This window comes from Pseudovibrio sp. Alg231-02 (assembly GCF_900143565.1).
GTDB lineage: Bacteria > Pseudomonadota > Alphaproteobacteria > Rhizobiales > Stappiaceae > Pseudovibrio.
The window spans coordinates 1,165,386-1,183,585 of the sequence record NZ_FREX01000001.1; the positions used below are offsets into that span (position 1 = coordinate 1,165,386).

19 protein-coding genes are annotated in these 18,200 nt (G+C 50.1%); 8 read left to right on the plus strand and 11 right to left on the minus strand.

The window, feature by feature from the left end:
- Positions 1 to 3: 3 nt before the first annotated feature.
- Together glcE and DHN43_RS05135 are read right to left on the minus strand one after the other, a co-directional pair.
- Entirely contained in the window at positions 4 to 1,203 is a 1,200-nt protein-coding gene (gene glcE / locus DHN43_RS05130) for a glycolate oxidase subunit GlcE (RefSeq protein WP_108817906.1), read from the minus strand.
- Positions 1,204 to 1,238: 35 nt separating this feature from the next.
- Positions 1,239 to 2,735, minus strand: coding sequence for an FAD-linked oxidase C-terminal domain-containing protein (locus DHN43_RS05135; protein WP_108817907.1), 1,497 nt, complete (start codon positions 2,733 to 2,735; stop codon positions 1,239 to 1,241).
- 340 nt (positions 2,736 to 3,075) lie between these two features.
- On the opposite strand from DHN43_RS05135, the gene DHN43_RS05140 reads away from it, so the two are divergent.
- Positions 3,076 to 3,474 carry a c-type cytochrome gene (locus DHN43_RS05140; protein WP_108817908.1) on the plus strand — a complete coding sequence of 133 codons (399 nt, stop codon included), beginning with the start codon at positions 3,076 to 3,078 and terminating at the stop codon, positions 3,472 to 3,474.
- 65 nt (positions 3,475 to 3,539) lie between these two features.
- Here DHN43_RS05140 and DHN43_RS05145 read toward each other — a convergent pair whose 3' ends face one another.
- From DHN43_RS05145 to DHN43_RS05155, 3 genes are all read right to left on the minus strand, one after another.
- Positions 3,540 to 3,983 (minus strand): GNAT family N-acetyltransferase, encoded by a 444-nt coding sequence (locus tag DHN43_RS05145; RefSeq protein ID WP_208994827.1) that lies wholly within the window; start codon positions 3,981 to 3,983, stop codon positions 3,540 to 3,542.
- Between the two features lie 189 nt (positions 3,984 to 4,172).
- The gene (gene nfsB / locus DHN43_RS05150) at positions 4,173 to 4,829 is read right to left on the minus strand and encodes an oxygen-insensitive NAD(P)H nitroreductase (RefSeq protein ID WP_063293838.1); all 657 of its coding nucleotides are present in this window, start codon (positions 4,827 to 4,829) and stop codon (positions 4,173 to 4,175) included.
- Positions 4,830 to 5,023: 194 nt separating this feature from the next.
- Entirely contained in the window at positions 5,024 to 5,800 is a 777-nt protein-coding gene (locus DHN43_RS05155; protein WP_108817910.1) for a glycoside hydrolase family 16 protein, read from the minus strand.
- Between the two features lie 215 nt (positions 5,801 to 6,015).
- Here DHN43_RS05155 and DHN43_RS05160 point away from each other — a divergent pair, with 215 nt between their 5' ends.
- The 3 genes from DHN43_RS05160 to DHN43_RS05170 all read left to right on the plus strand — a co-directional run bounded on the left by DHN43_RS05160 (position 6,016) and on the right by DHN43_RS05170 (position 8,831).
- Positions 6,016 to 6,831, plus strand: coding sequence for a (Fe-S)-binding protein (locus DHN43_RS05160; RefSeq protein WP_063293686.1), 816 nt, complete (start codon positions 6,016 to 6,018; stop codon positions 6,829 to 6,831).
- Positions 6,832 to 7,109: 278 nt separating this feature from the next.
- A complete protein-coding gene (fbaA, locus tag DHN43_RS05165) occupies positions 7,110 to 8,180 on the plus strand; it encodes a class II fructose-bisphosphate aldolase (protein WP_108817911.1) in 1,071 nt (356 codons plus the stop codon).
- Between the two features lie 147 nt (positions 8,181 to 8,327).
- On the plus strand, positions 8,328 to 8,831 hold the full coding sequence (locus DHN43_RS05170) for a hypothetical protein (protein WP_108817912.1): 504 nt from the start codon (positions 8,328 to 8,330) through the stop codon (positions 8,829 to 8,831).
- 73 nt (positions 8,832 to 8,904) lie between these two features.
- On the opposite strand, the gene DHN43_RS05175 is transcribed toward DHN43_RS05170, so the two are convergent.
- Both DHN43_RS05175 and DHN43_RS05180 read right to left on the minus strand, forming a co-directional pair.
- Complete coding sequence (locus DHN43_RS05175) at positions 8,905 to 10,452, minus strand: hypothetical protein (protein ID WP_108817913.1); 1,548 nt, start codon at positions 10,450 to 10,452, stop codon at positions 8,905 to 8,907.
- Positions 10,453 to 10,725: 273 nt separating this feature from the next.
- Positions 10,726 to 11,655 carry a tyrosine-protein phosphatase gene (locus tag DHN43_RS05180; RefSeq protein WP_208994828.1) on the minus strand — a complete coding sequence of 310 codons (930 nt, stop codon included), beginning with the start codon at positions 11,653 to 11,655 and terminating at the stop codon, positions 10,726 to 10,728.
- Positions 11,656 to 11,756: 101 nt separating this feature from the next.
- On the opposite strand from DHN43_RS05180, the gene DHN43_RS05185 reads away from it, so the two are divergent.
- Positions 11,757 to 12,650 (plus strand): LysR family transcriptional regulator, encoded by an 894-nt coding sequence (locus DHN43_RS05185; protein ID WP_108817915.1) that lies wholly within the window; start codon positions 11,757 to 11,759, stop codon positions 12,648 to 12,650.
- Positions 12,651 to 12,664: 14 nt separating this feature from the next.
- On the opposite strand, the gene DHN43_RS05190 is transcribed toward DHN43_RS05185, so the two are convergent.
- Positions 12,665 to 13,582 (minus strand): LysR family transcriptional regulator, encoded by a 918-nt coding sequence (locus tag DHN43_RS05190; protein ID WP_108817916.1) that lies wholly within the window; start codon positions 13,580 to 13,582, stop codon positions 12,665 to 12,667.
- 95 nt (positions 13,583 to 13,677) lie between these two features.
- Here DHN43_RS05190 and DHN43_RS05195 point away from each other — a divergent pair, with 95 nt between their 5' ends.
- From DHN43_RS05195 to DHN43_RS05200, 3 genes are read left to right on the plus strand one after another with little or no spacing between them, the layout of a single operon-like run.
- The gene (locus tag DHN43_RS05195) at positions 13,678 to 14,184 is read left to right on the plus strand and encodes a DsbA family protein (RefSeq protein ID WP_208994837.1); all 507 of its coding nucleotides are present in this window, start codon (positions 13,678 to 13,680) and stop codon (positions 14,182 to 14,184) included.
- A gap of 6 nt (positions 14,185 to 14,190) precedes the next feature.
- Positions 14,191 to 14,343: a hypothetical protein gene (locus DHN43_RS27270; RefSeq protein WP_208994839.1), complete on the plus strand. Its 153-nt coding sequence runs from the start codon at positions 14,191 to 14,193 to the stop codon at positions 14,341 to 14,343.
- 15 nt (positions 14,344 to 14,358) lie between these two features.
- On the plus strand, positions 14,359 to 15,261 hold the full coding sequence (locus DHN43_RS05200; protein ID WP_108817917.1) for an MBL fold metallo-hydrolase: 903 nt from the start codon (positions 14,359 to 14,361) through the stop codon (positions 15,259 to 15,261).
- Between the two features lie 103 nt (positions 15,262 to 15,364).
- On the opposite strand, the gene DHN43_RS05205 is transcribed toward DHN43_RS05200, so the two are convergent.
- The 3 genes from DHN43_RS05205 to DHN43_RS05215 form a co-directional block, all read right to left on the minus strand.
- Positions 15,365 to 16,063, minus strand: coding sequence for a type 1 glutamine amidotransferase (locus tag DHN43_RS05205; RefSeq protein WP_108817918.1), 699 nt, complete (start codon positions 16,061 to 16,063; stop codon positions 15,365 to 15,367).
- A gap of 110 nt (positions 16,064 to 16,173) precedes the next feature.
- Entirely contained in the window at positions 16,174 to 16,998 is an 825-nt protein-coding gene (locus tag DHN43_RS05210; RefSeq protein ID WP_063306523.1) for an amino acid ABC transporter permease, read from the minus strand.
- Between the two features lie 173 nt (positions 16,999 to 17,171).
- Complete coding sequence (locus tag DHN43_RS05215) at positions 17,172 to 17,969, minus strand: transporter substrate-binding domain-containing protein (protein ID WP_208981743.1); 798 nt, start codon at positions 17,967 to 17,969, stop codon at positions 17,172 to 17,174.
- Positions 17,970 to 18,200 lie beyond the last annotated feature (231 nt).

Here is an 18,200-nt window from a genome sequence, read left to right on the forward strand (position 1 = left end):
GACCTAGATCCCCGCGTACATTCGGCCCGGGTTGAGTATGTTGTGCGGATCAAACTGAGCTTTCAAGCGCTTAGAAAGCCCCATTAATGTCTCCGGCAAGGGCTGGAACACATCCACGCTCGTACGCAGCTCAGCACTTGCGCGCAGGAGCGTAGCGTGACCACCACCGTTTTCAGCTATAAGCCGGCGGAGCGGGACATCGTGAGGCTCTTCACCTTGCATCTCCACCCAGACCAGGCCACCTGCCCAGTCCATCATCCAGCGGATTGCAAAGCGCTTTTCCAGCTCGGCAATCATCTGTTGACCAGCAGTCGGGCTTACTGAGAGCTTCCAGAGCGGCTTGTCACTTCCGGCGAACGGAATGAGGTCACGTAGATCACCCCATGTTTTGCGGGAGGCCTGACCTTCGATGAGCTCTTGTGATGGAAAGCGCTTCAGGATGCTGCGCAGTTTGTTCAAGCGGTAGTCGATGGAAACTGGGATGCCTTCCAATCTGAGCAAAGTGATGGAGTGTTCTTGTGAGAGTGGGCAGAAACCTTTGGGCAGATGAGCTGCGGAGGAAACCTCTGCGGAAGACCCCATAGCTTCTGACATGGCACTGGATGCTTCTTGCGGGGTCAGGCCCAACAATACGAAGGTGCATTCTTTGGCTGCTCGTGGGAGAACTTTGATGGAGAAACTTGTGGCAACAGCAAGAGTGCCCCATGAGGAGCAGAAGCCCCGGGACAGATCATAACCCGTCACGTTTTTCACCACACGTCCGCCTGCCTTGAAGATCTCACCACGGCCAGAAACAGCTTCCAGACCAAGTACATGGTCGCGTGCTGCGCCAGCCTTCAGACGGCGCGGACCAGACAGGTTTGTTGCCAGCACACCACCAATGGTGCCTGCCTGATTTGGGCCACCCAGAACTGCACTTAGGTCTGCTGGTTCAAAGGGGAGTTCCTGATTGTGCTCCTTCAAGAGGGTCTGAACGTCAGTCAGTGGCGTGCCTGCCTTCACAGTGAGCACAAGTTCTGCCGGCTCATAGTCGATCACGCCGGAGATGCCGTCAACGCGCAAAGTATGCGCGGACTGCACCGCCCTACCCCAGTTGCACTTGGAGCCGCTTCCGATTACTTCCAGCGGTGTTCGCTCGGCGGAGGCCCATTTGACGACCGCCTCCAGCTCATCAGCTGTTGTTGGGTGGAAACCCTCTCCCATGGTTTCGTCCTGTTCTCTTGTCTTAGGATCACGCTCTAAAAGCGTGGAATATCCGGGAATGGCAGTTGGCCCTGATGAACGTGCATAAAGCCGAGTTCTGCACAACGGTGCAGGACCGGGAACATCTTGCCCGGATTGAGAAGCTGCTTTTCATCAAACGCACACTTCACGCGTTGCTGCTGTTTCAGGTCATCCTCAGAGTACATTTCCGGCATGAGATCGCGTTTCTCAATGCCGACACCATGTTCCCCTGTGAGGACGCCGCCTACTTTTACGCAAAGACGCAGGATGTCTGCGCCAAAGGCTTCTGCTGCGGCCAGTTCGCCCGGTTTGTTGGCGTCATAAAGGATGAGTGGATGCAAGTTTCCATCACCTGCGTGAAACACGTTAGCGACACGTAATCCGTGTTTTTCGCTCAGCTCCTGCATTTCCTGCAGGACTTGTGGCAGAGCTGCGCGCGGAATGGTGCCATCCATGCACAAATAGTCAGGCGAGATGCGGCCTACCGCCGGGAAGGCAGCCTTACGCCCTGCCCAGAATGTATTGCGTTCTTCTTCTGACTGAGAGACGCGCAAGTAAGATGAGCCGTTCTTTTCTGCAATTGCGCTGACGCGCTTAAGCAAATCATCGACTTCAGCTTCAGGGCCGTCCAGTTCCACGATCATGAGGGCGTCAACATCCAACGGATATCCGGCATGTACGAAGTCCTCGGCAGCATCAATTGCGAGCTTGTCCATGAGCTCCATGCCACCGGGGATGATACCCGCTCCGATGATTTCAGCCACGCACTTGCCAGCTTCCTCTGAGGTTGGGAAGCCGATGAGTGCTGCACGGGCTGTTTCCGGTTTTTGTAGAACGCGGACAGTGACTTCAGTGACAACTGCGAGCAATCCTTCGGAGCCTGTGAGCAGGGCCATCAAGTCGTAGGCCTCAGAATCCAGATGTTTGCCGCCGAGGCGGATCACCTCTCCGGTGATAAGGACAATTTCCAGTCCCAACAGGTTGTTGGTGGTCAAACCGTATTTGAGGGAGTGCACGCCGCCTGAGTTTTCAGCGATATTACCGCCAATGGAACAGGCGATTTGGGAGGACGGATCAGGAGCATAATAGAAGCCATCCTGCTGTACAGCCGTCGTAATCCCCAGGTTGGTTACACCCGGCTGGGTCACAACGGCCCGGTTTTCCAGATCTATTTCCAAAATCCGATTAAATTTCATCATGGACAGCAAAACGCCGTCTTCCAACGGCAATGCACCGCCAGATAGGGAAGTTCCGGCACCACGAGGCACCACTTTTACATCATTGTCATAGCAGTACTTGAGCACTTGCGAGACCTGATCTACGGTCTCAGGCAAGACCACCACAAGCGGCAGCTGGCGGTATGCCGTCAAGGCATCCGTCTCATAGGGACGCATCTCGATCTCATCGCAGATAACACCTTCTCCACGCACGATTTTTTGCAAATCAGCGACGATTTTGGAGCGCTTTTTTAGTGTTTCCTGTGACGGTTTTGGCATCGCGATCGCTGCCATCAGGCCTCCCTCCTGAGTTGTAATTTGAAACTATATTTCCAAGCCACCAACCCAACCGTACTTACTGAATATAATAGATGAGACTCTCATAATTTTTGCAAAGATAAAAGCCGCATTAAGTCTATTGTCGCCCACAAAACAACAGCTTCAGATTTTAGTGAGTTTGACTCAAAGCAAGTTATTTTCAGTCGTTTATGCTTATGATCAATTCCGTCCGCGACAATATGCCGTAACAATATATACGAAGGTAACGTCGAATCTGTGGGAACTACCCCATGAGTTAGACTATGTTGTTCTCTATTCGCGGTTATCTCTTAGGATATAGTGGGAAGGATAAAATATGAAGCAGTTTGGCGTCGTTGCAGCGCTTGCATTGCTGTTGAGTTCCGGTGCGGCATTCGCTGAAGGCGATGTTGCTAAGGGCGCAAAAGTTTTCAAAAAATGTAAGGCTTGTCATGCTGTTGGTGAAAAAGCCAAGAACAAGGTAGGTCCACAGCTCAACGGTATCGTTGGCACAGGCTGGGGTGAAGTCGAAGGCTACAAGTATTCCAAGCCTCTTCTGGCAGGTAAAGAAGAAGGTAAAGCTTGGGACGAAGCTACTCTTGACGCATACCTTACAAAACCGAAGAAAGTTATCCCGAAAGGTAAGATGGCTTTCGCTGGTCTTAAGAAAGAAAAGCAGCGTCAGGACGTTATCGCGTACCTCGCTCAGTTCAATAAAGACGGCTCCAAGAAATAATTGGATTCCAGAGATTCTAAAGATCGGGGGTCGCAGTTCTGCGGCCCTTTTTTATTGGCGTGCGTTCAGACCTCTGCCTTGCGCACCATCTTGTTTGCAAGGATCGGGATGCCGTTGTAATCAGTCAGAAACTCGCTGGTAATGACAAAACCAAATTGCTCATAGAGCCGCTTGGCCGGCAGGTTGGATTTAGCGACATAGAGAGTTGCCTCCCCCTCAGCCCTCTCCAGCATGTGTTGCATGAGCGTTCTACCGATGCCCTTGCCTCTGCCTTGCGGGTGGACGAACAATGACCTGAGATCAGCTCCATCCTGAGCTGCATAAGCCAGTATTCTCTCTTCGTCATAAACTGAGATTTGCGACGTGATTAGACTCGTGTACCGCTTGCGGTCCTGATCAAGCGGGAGTAATTCAAACTGCTTATCTTCATAGGCAAACTCATCAAGTTTGGACTTCGCGTAAATATCTAGTACAGCTGGAAGGTCCGCGTCCCGATACGGTCTGATCATCATTCAACTCTTTCTAAATATATATGTTTTTCGATTCCCTCATCTTTTGATGGCAGGCAATTGAGGTAACTTTGTGCACCTGCTTTTGATTGTAGTTTAGTACAGTCCAATTGCAGAATAAAACTCGGTCATTTCATGTAAAAAGGGATGCATGAAGCACCCCTTTTTTGGCGTTAAATACAGAGCTGATTAAGCCAGTTCTGTGAAGATTTCGCCTTCCGGGAGGCGGGATTTTGGGAGGGCGGCGTTGAAGTCGCTTTCGTGACGGTGGCCGAGGGCAATCAGAGCAACTGCGCGGTAGCCTTTTTCCTGAAGGCCAAACTCTTCGTTAAGCGCGTCAACGTCTACGCCCTCAATCGGCACAGCATCAATGCCCAGCGCGCCTGCGCCCAGAAGAATGGTTCCCATATTGAGGTAGACCTGTTTTTCCATCCAATGGTCAGCGTCTTTGAGCTGGTCACGGTGAATACCTACAAAGGTGGCACGGCCTGCTTTGACTGTCTCTTTTACAGCTGGGTCAGCGAAGCGTTTGTCTTGTTCTTCTGCTTCCAGCAAACGGTCCAGATACTCATCAGAGATGTCCGTTCTGACGCAAAAGACGACGACGTGGGAGGAGTTGAGCACCTTACCGTTGTTGAAGGAGAACATGCCCTGCGTACCCTTTGAAACGCGCTCACGTCCTTCTGGGGTGTCTGCAATGATAAAGTGCCAAGGTTGTGAGTTCACACTTGATGGGCTGAAGCGAAGCAGGGATTTAATATGATCAAACTGCTCTGCGGAAATCTGCTTTGATGGATCAAATTCCTTTGTGGAATAGCGGCTCAGCGCGACGTCTTTCAGGTTCATGCTCATTTTCCAGTTTCTTATTTTAAGTGATGTTCTGACCGGAAGATAACCATTAGTTTTTTCTTAGCAAGTACGCACAGAAAATGCACATAGGCACAAAATGTATACTTTAAGCTCCGTACCCGACATCTGATAAAGTAATTCCACTTAGCCGAGGCGCTATCTACCTCCTATCAAGATCAAAAGCGTGGATATTATTCTGATTGCGCAAAGCATCGAATGAAGTCTACTTCCATCCAGGCATCTTGTTCTGGTGTCTTTGGGCCACTGTGAGGGAACTCATAAAAGTTCAACATGAGCTGCATCGGATAATTTGGAGATTGAGAGGTTGTTGTAACCAGTTCGCCATCAGCGAAGAAATCAATCTGACTTGGAGACCAGTCCATCGAATAGACGTGCCAGTCAGTAACATCCAAGGGTAAAATGCTGTCGTCAAATTCATCTTTGAGGAGAGGATCGTTAATACGTTTTATTCCACGCCCGACTTGAGCTTCATTTGCAGTCGCACTCCTGCCAAAAATCTCAAAAACCGTAATTTCTCCAGAATGATCGGGCTGATCTTCAAAACCGATCAGCCAAAGCGCTGCTAAATTCCATGGTTTTAATTTTGCACGAACACGTATGTCCAGCCTACAATATTGCGGTAAGAACAACTGCATTTCAGGAACCTCAGACTTTACAGTTAGCCCATCACGGAACCTGTGTTGCCCATGAGGGCTATTGAGGGGGCCTGCGAAATGCCCAGTCTGGATTCCCGATACCTTGTTTTTTCCATCAAATTCTGGCGACCAGCATTGCTGATTTTCAGAGATGAACAAACGAAGCTTTTTGTCCCTTATCTCATAACTCGCCGCAGATAACTCCAAGGAGCTCCAGTGAGGGAGGTAGTTGGGCAACCATTTGTTTATATCGAGAGCAGGACCATCAAAATTATCTTCAAAGATAAGCTTAGAGTTCGACTGGAGGACCATTCAGATGCCTTCACATAATGAATAATTGAAATTGCTGATGCTAAATTGTGGCCTTTGAACTTACCCGACGTGCCATACTGCTGATAGTAAATTTAGGGTGGTTTCCTCAAACCTGAGCAATCCTTTTATGCATTGAAGTCCCCTTTGAATTGTGGCAGGCAGGTTCTAGCGATTTCATTTATGCATTGCTCAGAAACAGCAGGACTTCTCCTCTTATGGCCCGACCAAGACGCCCCAAATACAAGAAGGATGCCCGGGTCGGATTGTTTGTTTCCTGCACTACCAATCTCTTTCGCCCGTCTCTCATAAAAGCTGCAGTTCATTTGCTGGAAAGAGCCGGTTATGAGGTTGAAGCGCCCAGCATTCAGAGTTGTTGCGGGCTTGTGTCGCTTCGTTCTAATGAACTTGATGATGCACGGGATTTGGCGAAGGAGGTGATTTCTCAGTTTGGTCATTACGACTATGTGGCTGTGCTTTCTCCTTTTTGTGCCAAGGTGTTTGAACGGGCCTACGCGCCGCTGCTTTCTGAGCAGTCTGAAGAACTCACGAAGATCACCGCCAAGTTTACGCGTAAGTGTTTTGAAGTCTCTGATCTGTTGCTGGCTGCGCCAGAGTTTGGGCAGAGCTTGCAAGGCTTTGCAGGAAAGGTCGCGTTTCTGGATGTGTCAGACGCGCCAAATCTGTTTGGCAGTCAGGTGGCTTCCCGCACTCTGCTGGGTCAGATGGAGCAAGTGGGCGTTGTTGACCTGCCGCAGATCTGCGCTTCCCAGGTCAAAGGCGCTCCAGAGGGAACGATCTCCCCTGAACTGGGTCCAGGTGATCTGAGCGGTTTGCTACATGCGGTGCGCTCCTGTGGAGCTGGCACGCTTGTCTCGACAGATCTGGCGCTCCTGATGGAGCTTTCCACGCATTTACGCCGCTATGGGTCTGCCATTGAGCTCAGGCCGGTTTTGGAGGTTCTGGCAGGTGATACTCAGTCCATGCCGATTGGCTTGAGTGCTCGTGTGATGGCAGGTCAGTCCATCCTCTGATTCCCTAGGTCGTCACCGAACCTTGCGCAGGGATTGTGGTTCCCGGTGCTGCTTGTGAAAAACACAAATTCTGCATGACGGGAATTACTGCTTAAGGCCAGTGATTTGCCTCTTAAATCCATTAAATTCCTCAGAATGCCCTTACAAATGTTGTAGTTCTGCGTATTGCTGAGTAGTGTGCGCGGCAACTGGCCAAGGCCATGGTCCGGCTTTGTTGCCAGTTCACAGTGTGAGGCACTTTGTCTCTCCTATCTGCTGTTACACAGGAGCCTATAAAAATGGGAAAGCTCAAGCCGGGCGTCATCTTTGGTGAAGACTATAAAACCCTGATTGAAGCATGCCGCGAAGGTAAGTTCGCCTTGCCTGCGGTCAACGTTGTTGGAACGGACTCCATCAACGCAGTTCTTGAAGCAGCAGCTGCAAACAATACAGATATTATCGTTCAGCTCTCCAACGGTGGTGCGCAGTTCTATGCCGGTAAAGGCATCAAGGACAGCTTCCAGGCAAAAGTGCTTGGGGCAGTTGCTGCAGCTCAGCACGTGCACCTTCTGGCAGAGTATTACGGTGTTGGCGTTGTGTTGCACACCGACCATGCAGACAAGAGCCTGATCCCTTGGCTGGAAGAGCTCATCAAACACGGTGAGGCATTCTACAAGGCAAATGGCAAGCCACTGTTCTCCTCTCACATGCTGGATCTTTCTGCAGAAGACATCGAGTTTAACCTGTCTGAAAGCGAACGCCTGCTGAAGATGATGGCTCCGCTGGAAATGAGCCTTGAGATTGAGCTGGGCGTGACTGGTGGCGAAGAAGACGGTATCGGCTCTGATGATGACATCGGTGCAGACAATCCGAAGCTCTACACCCAGCCTGAAGACGTTCTGCAGGCTTATGACCGTCTGAACCCGCTTGGCCATTTCTCCGTTGCTGCGTCCTTCGGTAACGTGCACGGCGTTTACAAGCCGGGCAACGTGAAGCTGCGCCCTGAAATTCTGCGTGAAAGCCAGAAGCTGGTCAGCGAAACTCACAGCCTTGGTGCAAACCCGCTGGCGCTTGTGTTCCACGGTGGATCCGGTTCTGAAAAGTCCAAGATCACAGAGAGCCTGAACTACGGCGTGTTCAAAATGAACATCGACACCGACACACAGTTCGCCTTCTCTGAAAAGGTTGGTGCGTATGTGGAAGCAAACGCAAATGCTTTCAAATACCAGATCGACCCGGAAACTGGTGCTCCAACGAAGAAGGCTTACGACCCACGCAAATGGCTGCGTGAAGGTGAGCTGGGCATTGTTGAACGCCTGAAAGAAGCTTGCGAAGACCTGAATTGCGTTGGCAAGAGCCTCTGCCAGTAAGCTGACTAGATTTTATAAGATTGAAGAGCCCGGTGCAGACGCGTCGGGCTTTTTATATTTCAACTAAAAGTTTAAGTTAAGCAAAGCTACATTTAGGGATATTTAACCTCAAACTAGCACGATATCCTTGTTTTTTAGGGGTTAATAATGCGCATTCTTTTGTTTCCTTTGATCGCTCTGCTTATTTCAGGTTGTGTTGCGACAAAGCCTCATGGTTATCAGCCGAATGTTACAGTCAACACTTATGGCGCTCAGTTATATCTGAATACCAGAAAAGCTCCTCAGTTTCGGGTGACAGGCTGGTCAGAAGCTCCTCTGAGAGAGTTCAGCATGGCAATTAACTATTATGCTGCTGAAGCTGCGTTGGACGAAGGGTACTCTCATTTTGTACTGCTTGACCATAAAAGGACACAGAAGGGTTCTGGCCATTACATAAAGGCGAAATTCCTTGGATTGAAGAGAGCTGGAACGCACAAAGGTAAGCGCGCCTTGAATGCCAAACAGTTACTTAGACAGCTTCACGCGCAGGCGAATATCAAACAAGTTGGTCCCAGAAATAAATTTAGCATGTCTCAACCAACGCCAACCGAAGCTATTATCGTTGGTGGTATTGTTGATATCGCTGTGGCAGCCATTATCGCAGCTAATTGATAAGCTGTTCGATGGGACGTTATTGATATCTGTACCGGAGCAAGCCGCACTTACACAGCTTGCTCCTCACTAACTAAGCTGTCGTACTCTCGCCGTCCAAGAAAAGGATCGGAACGCCCAGGCTTTTGGCGACTTTTTCTGCGTGCTTCATGAAGAGTTCGTATTTTTCTTCTTTCGACAAGGCTTCCTTGCCATTGAATTTCTGCACCGCAACGGTATCCGGAGACGGCTCTGAATCGATCATGAAGATCCCCTGAATCTTGAGAGGAGCCGTTGCGTCCACGCCTTCCTTATGTTGAACGCCTTCCTTCGTTGAAATTATTACTTCATTGTGCTGATGGTAGGTGTTCTCCATCAGGTCATCAACGGGTTGCTGCCTTTTGTCGTAATCAAATTTGCCAAGATGGTTCTTGAGATATCCGTTTCGCACGTGGTCCGGTACATCAAGAAGCTTTTCGTTTTGCTCCTGCGTGACGTTGACCATATGTTCTTTTCGGTCTGCGCGCCCAATATTCAGGTCACTCATGATATCGTCCGGGCTGGAAACCAGCACATTCTGAGGCGGAACATCTAAAATCACACCAAATGCACCGTAGGCGAAGCACTTCTCATCCGTCACAACAGATGTGCAGATTGTGTCCCACCCCTTCATGGTGTCATTCGCATCAGAGGCAAAGCAGCCTGTTTGGTTGATGAGGTTTTCCATCGAACCTGTATGGACAACAAACTTGAACGGAGCAGAAGCTCCCCCGCGCTTTTGCAAGTCCTTTCTGGCAGACGGGTCGGTGAAGTTCTCTTTTTTCCAAGACTGGATAAAGACCTTAGTTTTCTCTGTTGCTTCGGGCCTGACAAGTTCCACGTTGGGGTCTTCAGGTTGTTTGCGATGGAATGCAGCAGCGATCTTATCCCGCTTGGATGTGTGCGGCGTTTCGCTGGCTCCGAACCCGCTGACAGCAGGCAGGGTTTGCAGCCAGTCCACTTCCTTTTGATAGTTTTGAAGAGTTTTATGGAGGCTTTTCAGGAGCTTGTTCGCCGCATCAACTTGGAAATTTTCGCAGGACGTTTCTGCTTCTCGAAGTAAGCTTCTTGCTTCCTGATCTATTCCGATAAACTTCTTGTGCTTTTTGCTCGGTATCTTCTTAGCAATGGCAAGACTGTCTACGATTGGAATTTCAGCGGCCAATCGCTCATAATCCTCCCTGATCCATGGGATCTGCCCTTCTAACGCCGTATGGTTGGATTTGGCCACGGCAATAAGCTGCTCCATGGATGCAATATTTTCTTTGATCTTGGCAATTTTCGCATTCGCACTTTGTGCTTTGCGACCTTTAAGGTCCTTCTTAGCACTCGCAACAACTGAGCGAGCAGATTGGCCAGCTTTTTTGAAAGGAGCAAAAATAACGCTTTGGTTTTTAACCAGATTGTTGTTTGCAAAAAGCTCATCAGTTGACCTTTCCAGAGCGGCTAACGTCTCCCAAGGGTCCTCTATACTGCTTACATTTGCTGCTTGCTGTTGCTCATTTCCGGGATCGCCCCCCTCTTCCGCAAAGTTCAGGTTAAGATGGCGCGCCATGTCACTGGCCCATTTGTGCTCTTGTTTGTTCAACGTTTGCGGGGACATAGATCAACTCCGACAACATTTGCGCATCCCTTCCAACCGCATTTTTTTGGAAAGTAAACGCCTGTATTCCTAACGGGCCGCCAGACTACTACGCTCCCTCAAATGAAAACTTTCCTGAATGTCCTGATTTACTTTCAAATTGGAGACAATCGGTACAGACTTGCAAGCACACAATCATCAACGAGGAGGTGCGTAGAGTGCTTCTCTTTCGTTTAAGAGGAACCTCGTGCCGCCAACGTTGGGGGAAGGCAGCACGAGGGGTGCTGGGAGGCCTTAGATTGGGTCTGCCAGCAGGTTCTTTTTGATGAGGGCCAGCTCTTCATCAGAAATGCCTAATGCTTCGCGGCGGTAGGTGTCAAAGCTGCCGTAGTCTTCTTTCACCGCTTGCAGCGCAGCCGTGATCTGTTCTTTATGTGCACCGAAAGCCGGGCGGAGAGAATGCGGGCCGTCTGCGACTAGCTTGCTCAGTTCATCATAAGTGTAGAGATTGGTGGTGAGGTAGTCGCGCATGACGTCTTCCTCAGAAAAGCCCAGAGACAACATCAGTACAGCTGCCACATAACCGGTGCGGTCTTTGCCGCCTGCGCAGTGGAACACCAATGGGTAGTTCTGTTCTTCCAACAACACATGCATGAAGCGGGAGATCTGCGGTGTAAACTTACGGGCAAAGTCCTTATAGCGATCAATCCGGGTGTTGTAGAGGTTTACATTATGGTCTTTCAGCAGTTGGTCAATCTCATCAAACTTTCCGCTGAACCATAAAGGACCAATTTGCGAGGCAACATCTAAAGGCATGATTTTTTTAACGTCTGCCGGGTCTGAGCCAATTGGCAGATTGATGTTGAAGTCTACTGTTGAAATATGTTTGTTCGGGTGTTTCTCCAGTTCATCCGGAGCACGCAAATCCACAATGGTCTCAATGCCCAATGCACTGAGTTTTTCCTGATCAGCTTTTGTCAGGTTGTCCAGTTGGTCAGAGCGAAAGATTGTTTGCCGCTTTAAAGCCGGGCCATTTTTCGGCGTGGTTAGTGGGCGAAAGTTCTCCAGTTTTTCGATTGGTTTAATAACCTTGATGGCATCGCAATTGGAGGGGATGTCAATTGGCAGTTTGGTTTCGCACGGCATCGTTTCTGCCATGGCGAGCCCTGACGTCATGAGTGAGCCAATCATTGTTGCGGTTGCCAGCCCGATTATTTTTCGCATGGTCATTCCTCTCAGTTTGCAAATTTGGGTGACATAAAGATCAGTTTGACCTATGCAGTAAAGTTGAACTCCATCAGAATTTCAGATCGTGTTGAGGTTGGATGCCCAGTGTTGACCAGTTGGAAGCGTTTGTGACTGCCGCAGAGTTAGGGTCTTTTTCTGCTGCTGCACGACGGTTGGGTAAGGCTCAATCCGCTGTAAGTGCTGCGATTTCCAATCTGGAGATTGATCTTGGCTCCGATCTTTTTGATCGCAGCAGTTACCGTGCAGAGCTGACTGTCTCGGGTGTTTCCTTACTGGATTATGCAAGATCCATTTTGCAGAGCAGGCAGGACTTGCTTGTGAAGGCTGGCGCCCTTTGTGAAGGGGCGGAAGGCAGCCTCAAAGTGGTGTTTGAGTATGGGACCTATGTTTCTGAGATTAATCAGGTTTTTCATGATTTCGACAAGCAGTTTCCGAAGGTAGAGTTGCATGTCCAAACCACCTCTTTTGGTGATGTATTTTCCAGGCTGACGGAAGAGAGCGCTCAACTGGGGATTATTATCGAGCGGCACCCCTACAAGGAAGGCTACCACTTCCGTGGGCTTGGATTTGAGCGCCGGATTCCGGTTTGCCACAAGGACCATCCTCTCGCCGAACTGAAGGAAGTCCGGTTGGTGGACTTGCGCGGATACAGACAGATTATTTCTGGGACAGAGACTGACCGAAACTCACCTGAGTTTTCACGCCAGAAAGGGCCGCATCTGCTGATTACAGATAATCCGCGCGTGGCACACACCATGGTGCATGGCGGTGTGGGCTGGGCAGAGTTGCCTGCGCAGATGGTGGATGATGAGGTGAAGGCTGGTACGCTGAAAGAGCTTTCCTATGATTTTCAGCAGAATGCCATTCTTAACAAGGTCTCTCTTGTCTGGGGCAAACAGCAGGCGCAAGCCCCTGCCTGTAAGTGGCTGATCAACCGGATGTGCCAACTGCACCAGAAGACTTGGGTTTAGCGTCAGCAACCTTCTTAAAATACATCGCGAGCCTCTTTGTGCGTCTTTATCAGCTCTTCTACAAACACCCTGGTCTTGGCTGGGCGAAAGCGGCTGTTTGGGAAGAGCGCGTAAATTCCACCTTCCTTATGGTGCCAGTCCGGCAAAACCCGTTGCAAACGACCTGATGCCAGATCTTCGCGGACCTGAAAGGACGGGAGGAGACACAGACCGCCGTGACTGAGAGCACATGCGTGCGAAGTCAGTGTGTTCCAGACTGTGATCGGCGGATTTTGGAGTACAAATTGCACCTCCTCCCCTTCAGCTGTTCGCCACGATATTCCCGCAGGTAGCTTGCAGTGGTAGATCCAGTCTTTATCTTGCAGATCGGTTGGTGTTGAGACCGGTCCCATCGCTTCAACATATTGCGGTGAGGCCACAGTAAACTGCTGGAAACTGCCTATTTTCCTTGCGATAGCAGAGCTGTCTTCCAACCAACCAACGCGGATGGAGACATCTATTTTCTCTTTAAGCTGGTCCAACTTTTCATCCGTGAAGACCGCATTGACCCTGATTTTTGGATATTTTACCCTCAATCGCATGAGCGCTTTGGCGACAACGCACTGGCCATAATCTTCTGGTGCTGTCACTGTGAGTAAACCGCTGGGAACCTCTTGTTCATGCTGGAGTTCCTGTACCGCTCGTTCTGCCTGATCGAGAATTTCTGCGGCGTTTTCATAAAACCGCTGCCCTGCTTCTGTCACTTGAAGAGAGCGTGTTGTGCGCACCAGTAAGGCTGCGCCGAGCTCGCCTTCCAGTTTTGCGACTTGGTGACTGACGATGGCTTTTCCCAGGCCGAGCTTTTTCGCTGCTGCGGTGAAGGAACCACTTTCGACGACTTCAACAAAATGGCGGAGGCGATTGAGATTGAGATTGAGATTGTAGAGGCTCATATAATTGTCTCTATTTTGCAGACAGTATGTCAAAATTATCTGTATTCTACAGATAGTCAAGCTGTCCTAGGTTCCCTTGCAACAAGGAGAAACTTATGACGCACTCATTCCTCTACATCTACGATCCGCTATGTGGGTGGTGTTACGGCACAACTCCCAGACTGGCGGACTTGGCGAAGGACTACGAGGTTGAGATGTTACCAGCGGGCTTGTTTAGCGGTGCTGGAGCTCGCCCTCTAGACCATTCTTTTGCATCTTATGCGTGGGCCAGTGACCAGAAGATTGCGAGGCTGACAGGGCAGACATTTAGCCGGGCCTATCAAAGCCAGATTCTAAATGGTGAGAGACAAACGCTAGACTCAACATTTGCGACACTTGCCATGACAGCATGCTCAATCGTGGAACCAGCGAGAGGGCCAGAGGCGCTGAAGCTCATCCAAGATGCCCGGTATGTGGAAGGCAAAGACATCACCGACCTTTCCATCCTGCTGGATCTGCTTTCCGGTGCAGGTTTTGTAGATGCTGCCACTCTGCTTCAAGACCATATGACGTCTGTTGAGGCGGAGACTTCACAGCGCGTTGCTTATGGACAGGTGGTTTAAAACCAGATGGGTGCGCGTGGTGTGCCAACACTTGTTGCAGACATGTTCGGTGAGCGCGTGCTGCTGCCCACTGATCTGCTTTATGGCTCTTACGAGCAACTAACGGAAGTTTTGAACAACTTCTCTCACAGCATTCAGCAGGACACTCCTGCTCTTTAACCCCAAGGAAAACAAATGATAAAGTCTTTTGCTCTTGCTGCAAGCCTTGCAGCAACCGCTACTCTTATGCCTGTTGCTACCTATGCTCAGGATACTGCTGCCCTCACCTTTGAGGTCTACAATCCGGGTGATGAGGGTTTGTTCCCAGTTACCTCAGTGTTGATTGAAGGCCCAAGGGAAGCTGTTTTGGTGGATGCGCAGTTTCAGCGTCGTGATGCCCGGAACTTAATTTCAATCATTAAGGAAAGTGGCAAGACGCTGACATCGATTTACATCAGTCATGGTGATCCTGATTACTATTTCGGTCTGGATGCGCTTCATGCGGCCTTTCCTGATGCGAAGATCGTTGCCACGCAGCCGACGGTAGAGAAGATCAAAGCCACCATTGAGGGCAAGTTTGCTTATTGGGGACCGATCCTGAAAGATGATGCACCACAGGAGTTGATCGTTCCTGAGGTCATTGATGGCAACAGCTTTGAGGTGGATGGAACTCCAGTTGAGATTGTTGGTCTTGATGGACACGACCCGTCCCACACCAGTCTTTGGGTTCCTTCAGAGCGTACTGTGGTTGGCGGTGTGCTGGTCTATGACAACTCTCATATATGGCAGGCTGATAATCCGACCTCAGAGAAACGTAAGGATTGGCAGAAGAGTCTTGATGATCTTCTTGTTCTGAACCCGAAACGTGTGATCCCTGGGCATTTTCTTGGTAACACCAACAGCCAGACGGTGGGTTCTATCGCCTTTACCAAGGCCTATGTGGCTGCAGTTGAGAAAAATGCAGCTCTTGCAACAAACTCTGATGAACTGGTGACGCTCATGAAGACAGAGTTTCCAGCACTGGAAGAACGCAGAACCAGTGACCTTGCTCTTGGAGCCAAGGTGGTGATGGGCGAGATGAAATGGCCTGCTGAATAATCGAAGGCTTCAAGCCCTCGCAGTTTTCTGCGGGGGCTTTCCTGTCATTGTTTTCTAATTGAGCTTACTGAGGCACAAACACTTTTCTTGCTACTCGCCCTTCTTACAAAAGAGCAATCCAGCGACGAGAGATTTCCAGTCCCAACGCGTCGGCTCTTGGGCCGAACTTTGGGCCCTGCTCTTCCAGAATTTCGTTCCAGTGCGGTACCAGTTCGTTGATTGGACCATGGAAGCAGCCGTTCCAATGGTTCACCTGATCGACAGAGCACTCGAAATGGAACTGGATGGCGTATGTGGCACGACCCATTTTGAAGGCCTGATTGGGTGTCATCTCGCTGGATGCCAGATGTACGGCGTCTTTTGGCAGAGTGTAAGTATCAGTGTGCAGAATGAATATGTGATCATCTTCTTCGAAGGCGGAGATGACCGGATCTTGTTTGCCTTGCTCTGAGACTTGCAGTGGTAGCCAGCCAGCTTCCACCGGATTGCCCAAAATGTTATCGCCGCCGAATGTGCGTGCGATCAATTGGCTCCCGAGGCAGATGCCCATCACCGGCTTATCAGCTTCGTGAAATGCAAGGATCGTGTCGCAAACGCCTTTCAGGAATGGGAACTCCTCATCTGCTCTGGCATGTTGCAAACCGCCTAAAACAACAAGCCCGCTGAACTTGGAGATGTCTGATGGCAGAGGATCACTTTCTGCCATGACACGCAGATCGATCGGCATTTTCGCTTCATCCAGCGCCTGTCCCAGCAGGCCAAGCGTTACGTTTTCGCAGTTTTCAATAACGAGAACGGTCATTCCAACTTCCTGTCATAAGCAGCTGTGCCTTCTTTGTTGGGCATGCTGCATTTATCATTGTTTGGTAGAAACCCGACCTAAAACCTCTGTGGGCTTCTTAGGGACAGGTTTTAAGCTTCGTTTTCAAAGGCTCGCTTCATGCGTTGTTCCAAACCGCGAACGACCAGAGACAGCGAGACTGTCATGATGAGGTAGAGATACGCAACCACATTGTAAGTTTCGAAGAACTGAAATGTGGAGGCAGAATAGATTTTGCCAAGCTGGGTGATGTCTTGCACACCAAGCACGGAGACCAGCGCACTTTCCTTTATGAGTGCGATGAAGTCATTTCCAAGTGGCGGCAGGATGTTCTTGAGCGCTTGCGGCCAGATGATGAAGCGGAACGTGTGCCATCTGGAAAGGCCAAGTGCCCGGCCTGCTTCCAACTGACCGTCATCCACGCTCTCAATACCTGCACGAAAAATCTCAGCAATGAAGGCAGAGTAGCCGATGGACAGCGCAATGATCGCACGCCACAGCATGGAAAGGTCGCGCACCCGCAGCTTGTCGACGATCTCCCATTCAATCAGCGGCCCCATGAGCCAGTTGTAAGCTGCAACCATTTGTGGGGCACCGACAAAGGCAATGTAAAAGAGCAGCACCAGCATGGGTACGCCGCGCATGATCTCGGTATAGAACGAACACAACTCGCGGATAGCGCGGTGTTTAGACCCTCGCCCTAATGCGATGACGAGTCCTACAATGCTGGCGATGATGAAAGAGACAAAGGTGACAAACAGGGTAATGCCGACACCTCTGAGAAGGGTCTCAAAGATCTGGCGATAATCACCGTTGGCGGCGATGAGCCAGAGAAAGAAAACTGCGAGAACAAATGATGCGAGCAACCACCATGGAAGCTTGTTCAACCGGGATCTTGTGGCAGAACGCATGCCCATCGCGTTTCCTTTAAATCTCGTTTGAATTTCCTGAAGAGATTCGGAAATCCGTAGTCATACCAGAAGCAGATTGTTGGGTGTATTTGCGTGCGAAAATCGGTTTCGACGCTTCTGCAATACCCAGACACAAAATGGCGGGTCGCAAGTACCCGCCAAAATCAACCAGGTTATTGTTAGTTCTTGGACTTATAGTCGAAGAACCATTTTTGGTTCAGGGCATCCATGGTGCCGTCTTCGCGCATGGAGTTGAGTGCTGCGTTGATCGGCTCGCGCAGATCAGAACCCGGTGTCAGAATGAAGCCGAAATCTTCAGAGCCGATTGGACCGCCAACCACTTTAAAGCTGTCTGGCGATGCACCCATGTAGCCTGCTGCTGCAGTTGCATCCATCAGCACCATATCGACATCATCAGCACGCAGTGCCTGAACAGAAGCGCCAAAGGTTTCGAACAGCTGGATGCGCTTGTTGTTTTCATCGCCATCCAACACAGCATAAACAGCGGTGTAGAAGTTTGTGGTGCCCGGCTGCGCGCCAACCAACAAGCCCGGATCGTCAGCAAAAGCTTTTGAGTTGTCGAAGCGGTCTTCATTTGCCCGCACCAGCATGAACATCTCGGAGGTCATGTAAGGATCGGTGAAGTCGATCTGCTTTTCACGCTCTTCGTTTATGGTGATGCCATCCATGCCCACATCAAACTGGCCCTGACGAACAGCTTCAATCATGCTGTCCCATGAGGCCAGGCGCCAGTCGACCTTCATGTTGAGGCGTTTCGCAATTTCGTTGAACGCGTCATATTCCCAACCGATGCCTTCACCGGTCTTGGGGTCTGCAAAGTTCAAAGGTGTGTATGCATTTTCGGTTACTGCAACAATGGTGCGGCCCTTCAGATCTGGCAGATCCGTTGCGGAAGCTGCTGCTCCGAAACCGACAGAAAGAGCAAGAGTTGCTAATGCTAGTTTAAATTTCTTCATCATCGGGTATGTCCCCTCCAAGGAAAATTTGGCCACCACGTAGAAAATTCAGGCAGAATCACACCCGGCAGATGTTGACAGTTAGCCGATCAGTGAGCAATAGGATGCAGGTGATTGACCTGTAAAATACCGTAGTTAGCTTGAGTATTTACCCTGCAAATGCAGAGGTGGTCAACGAAAGCCTTGGTGATTTCCTAGGTTGTGCTACTGGTGTTAGAAGATACGGCTAAA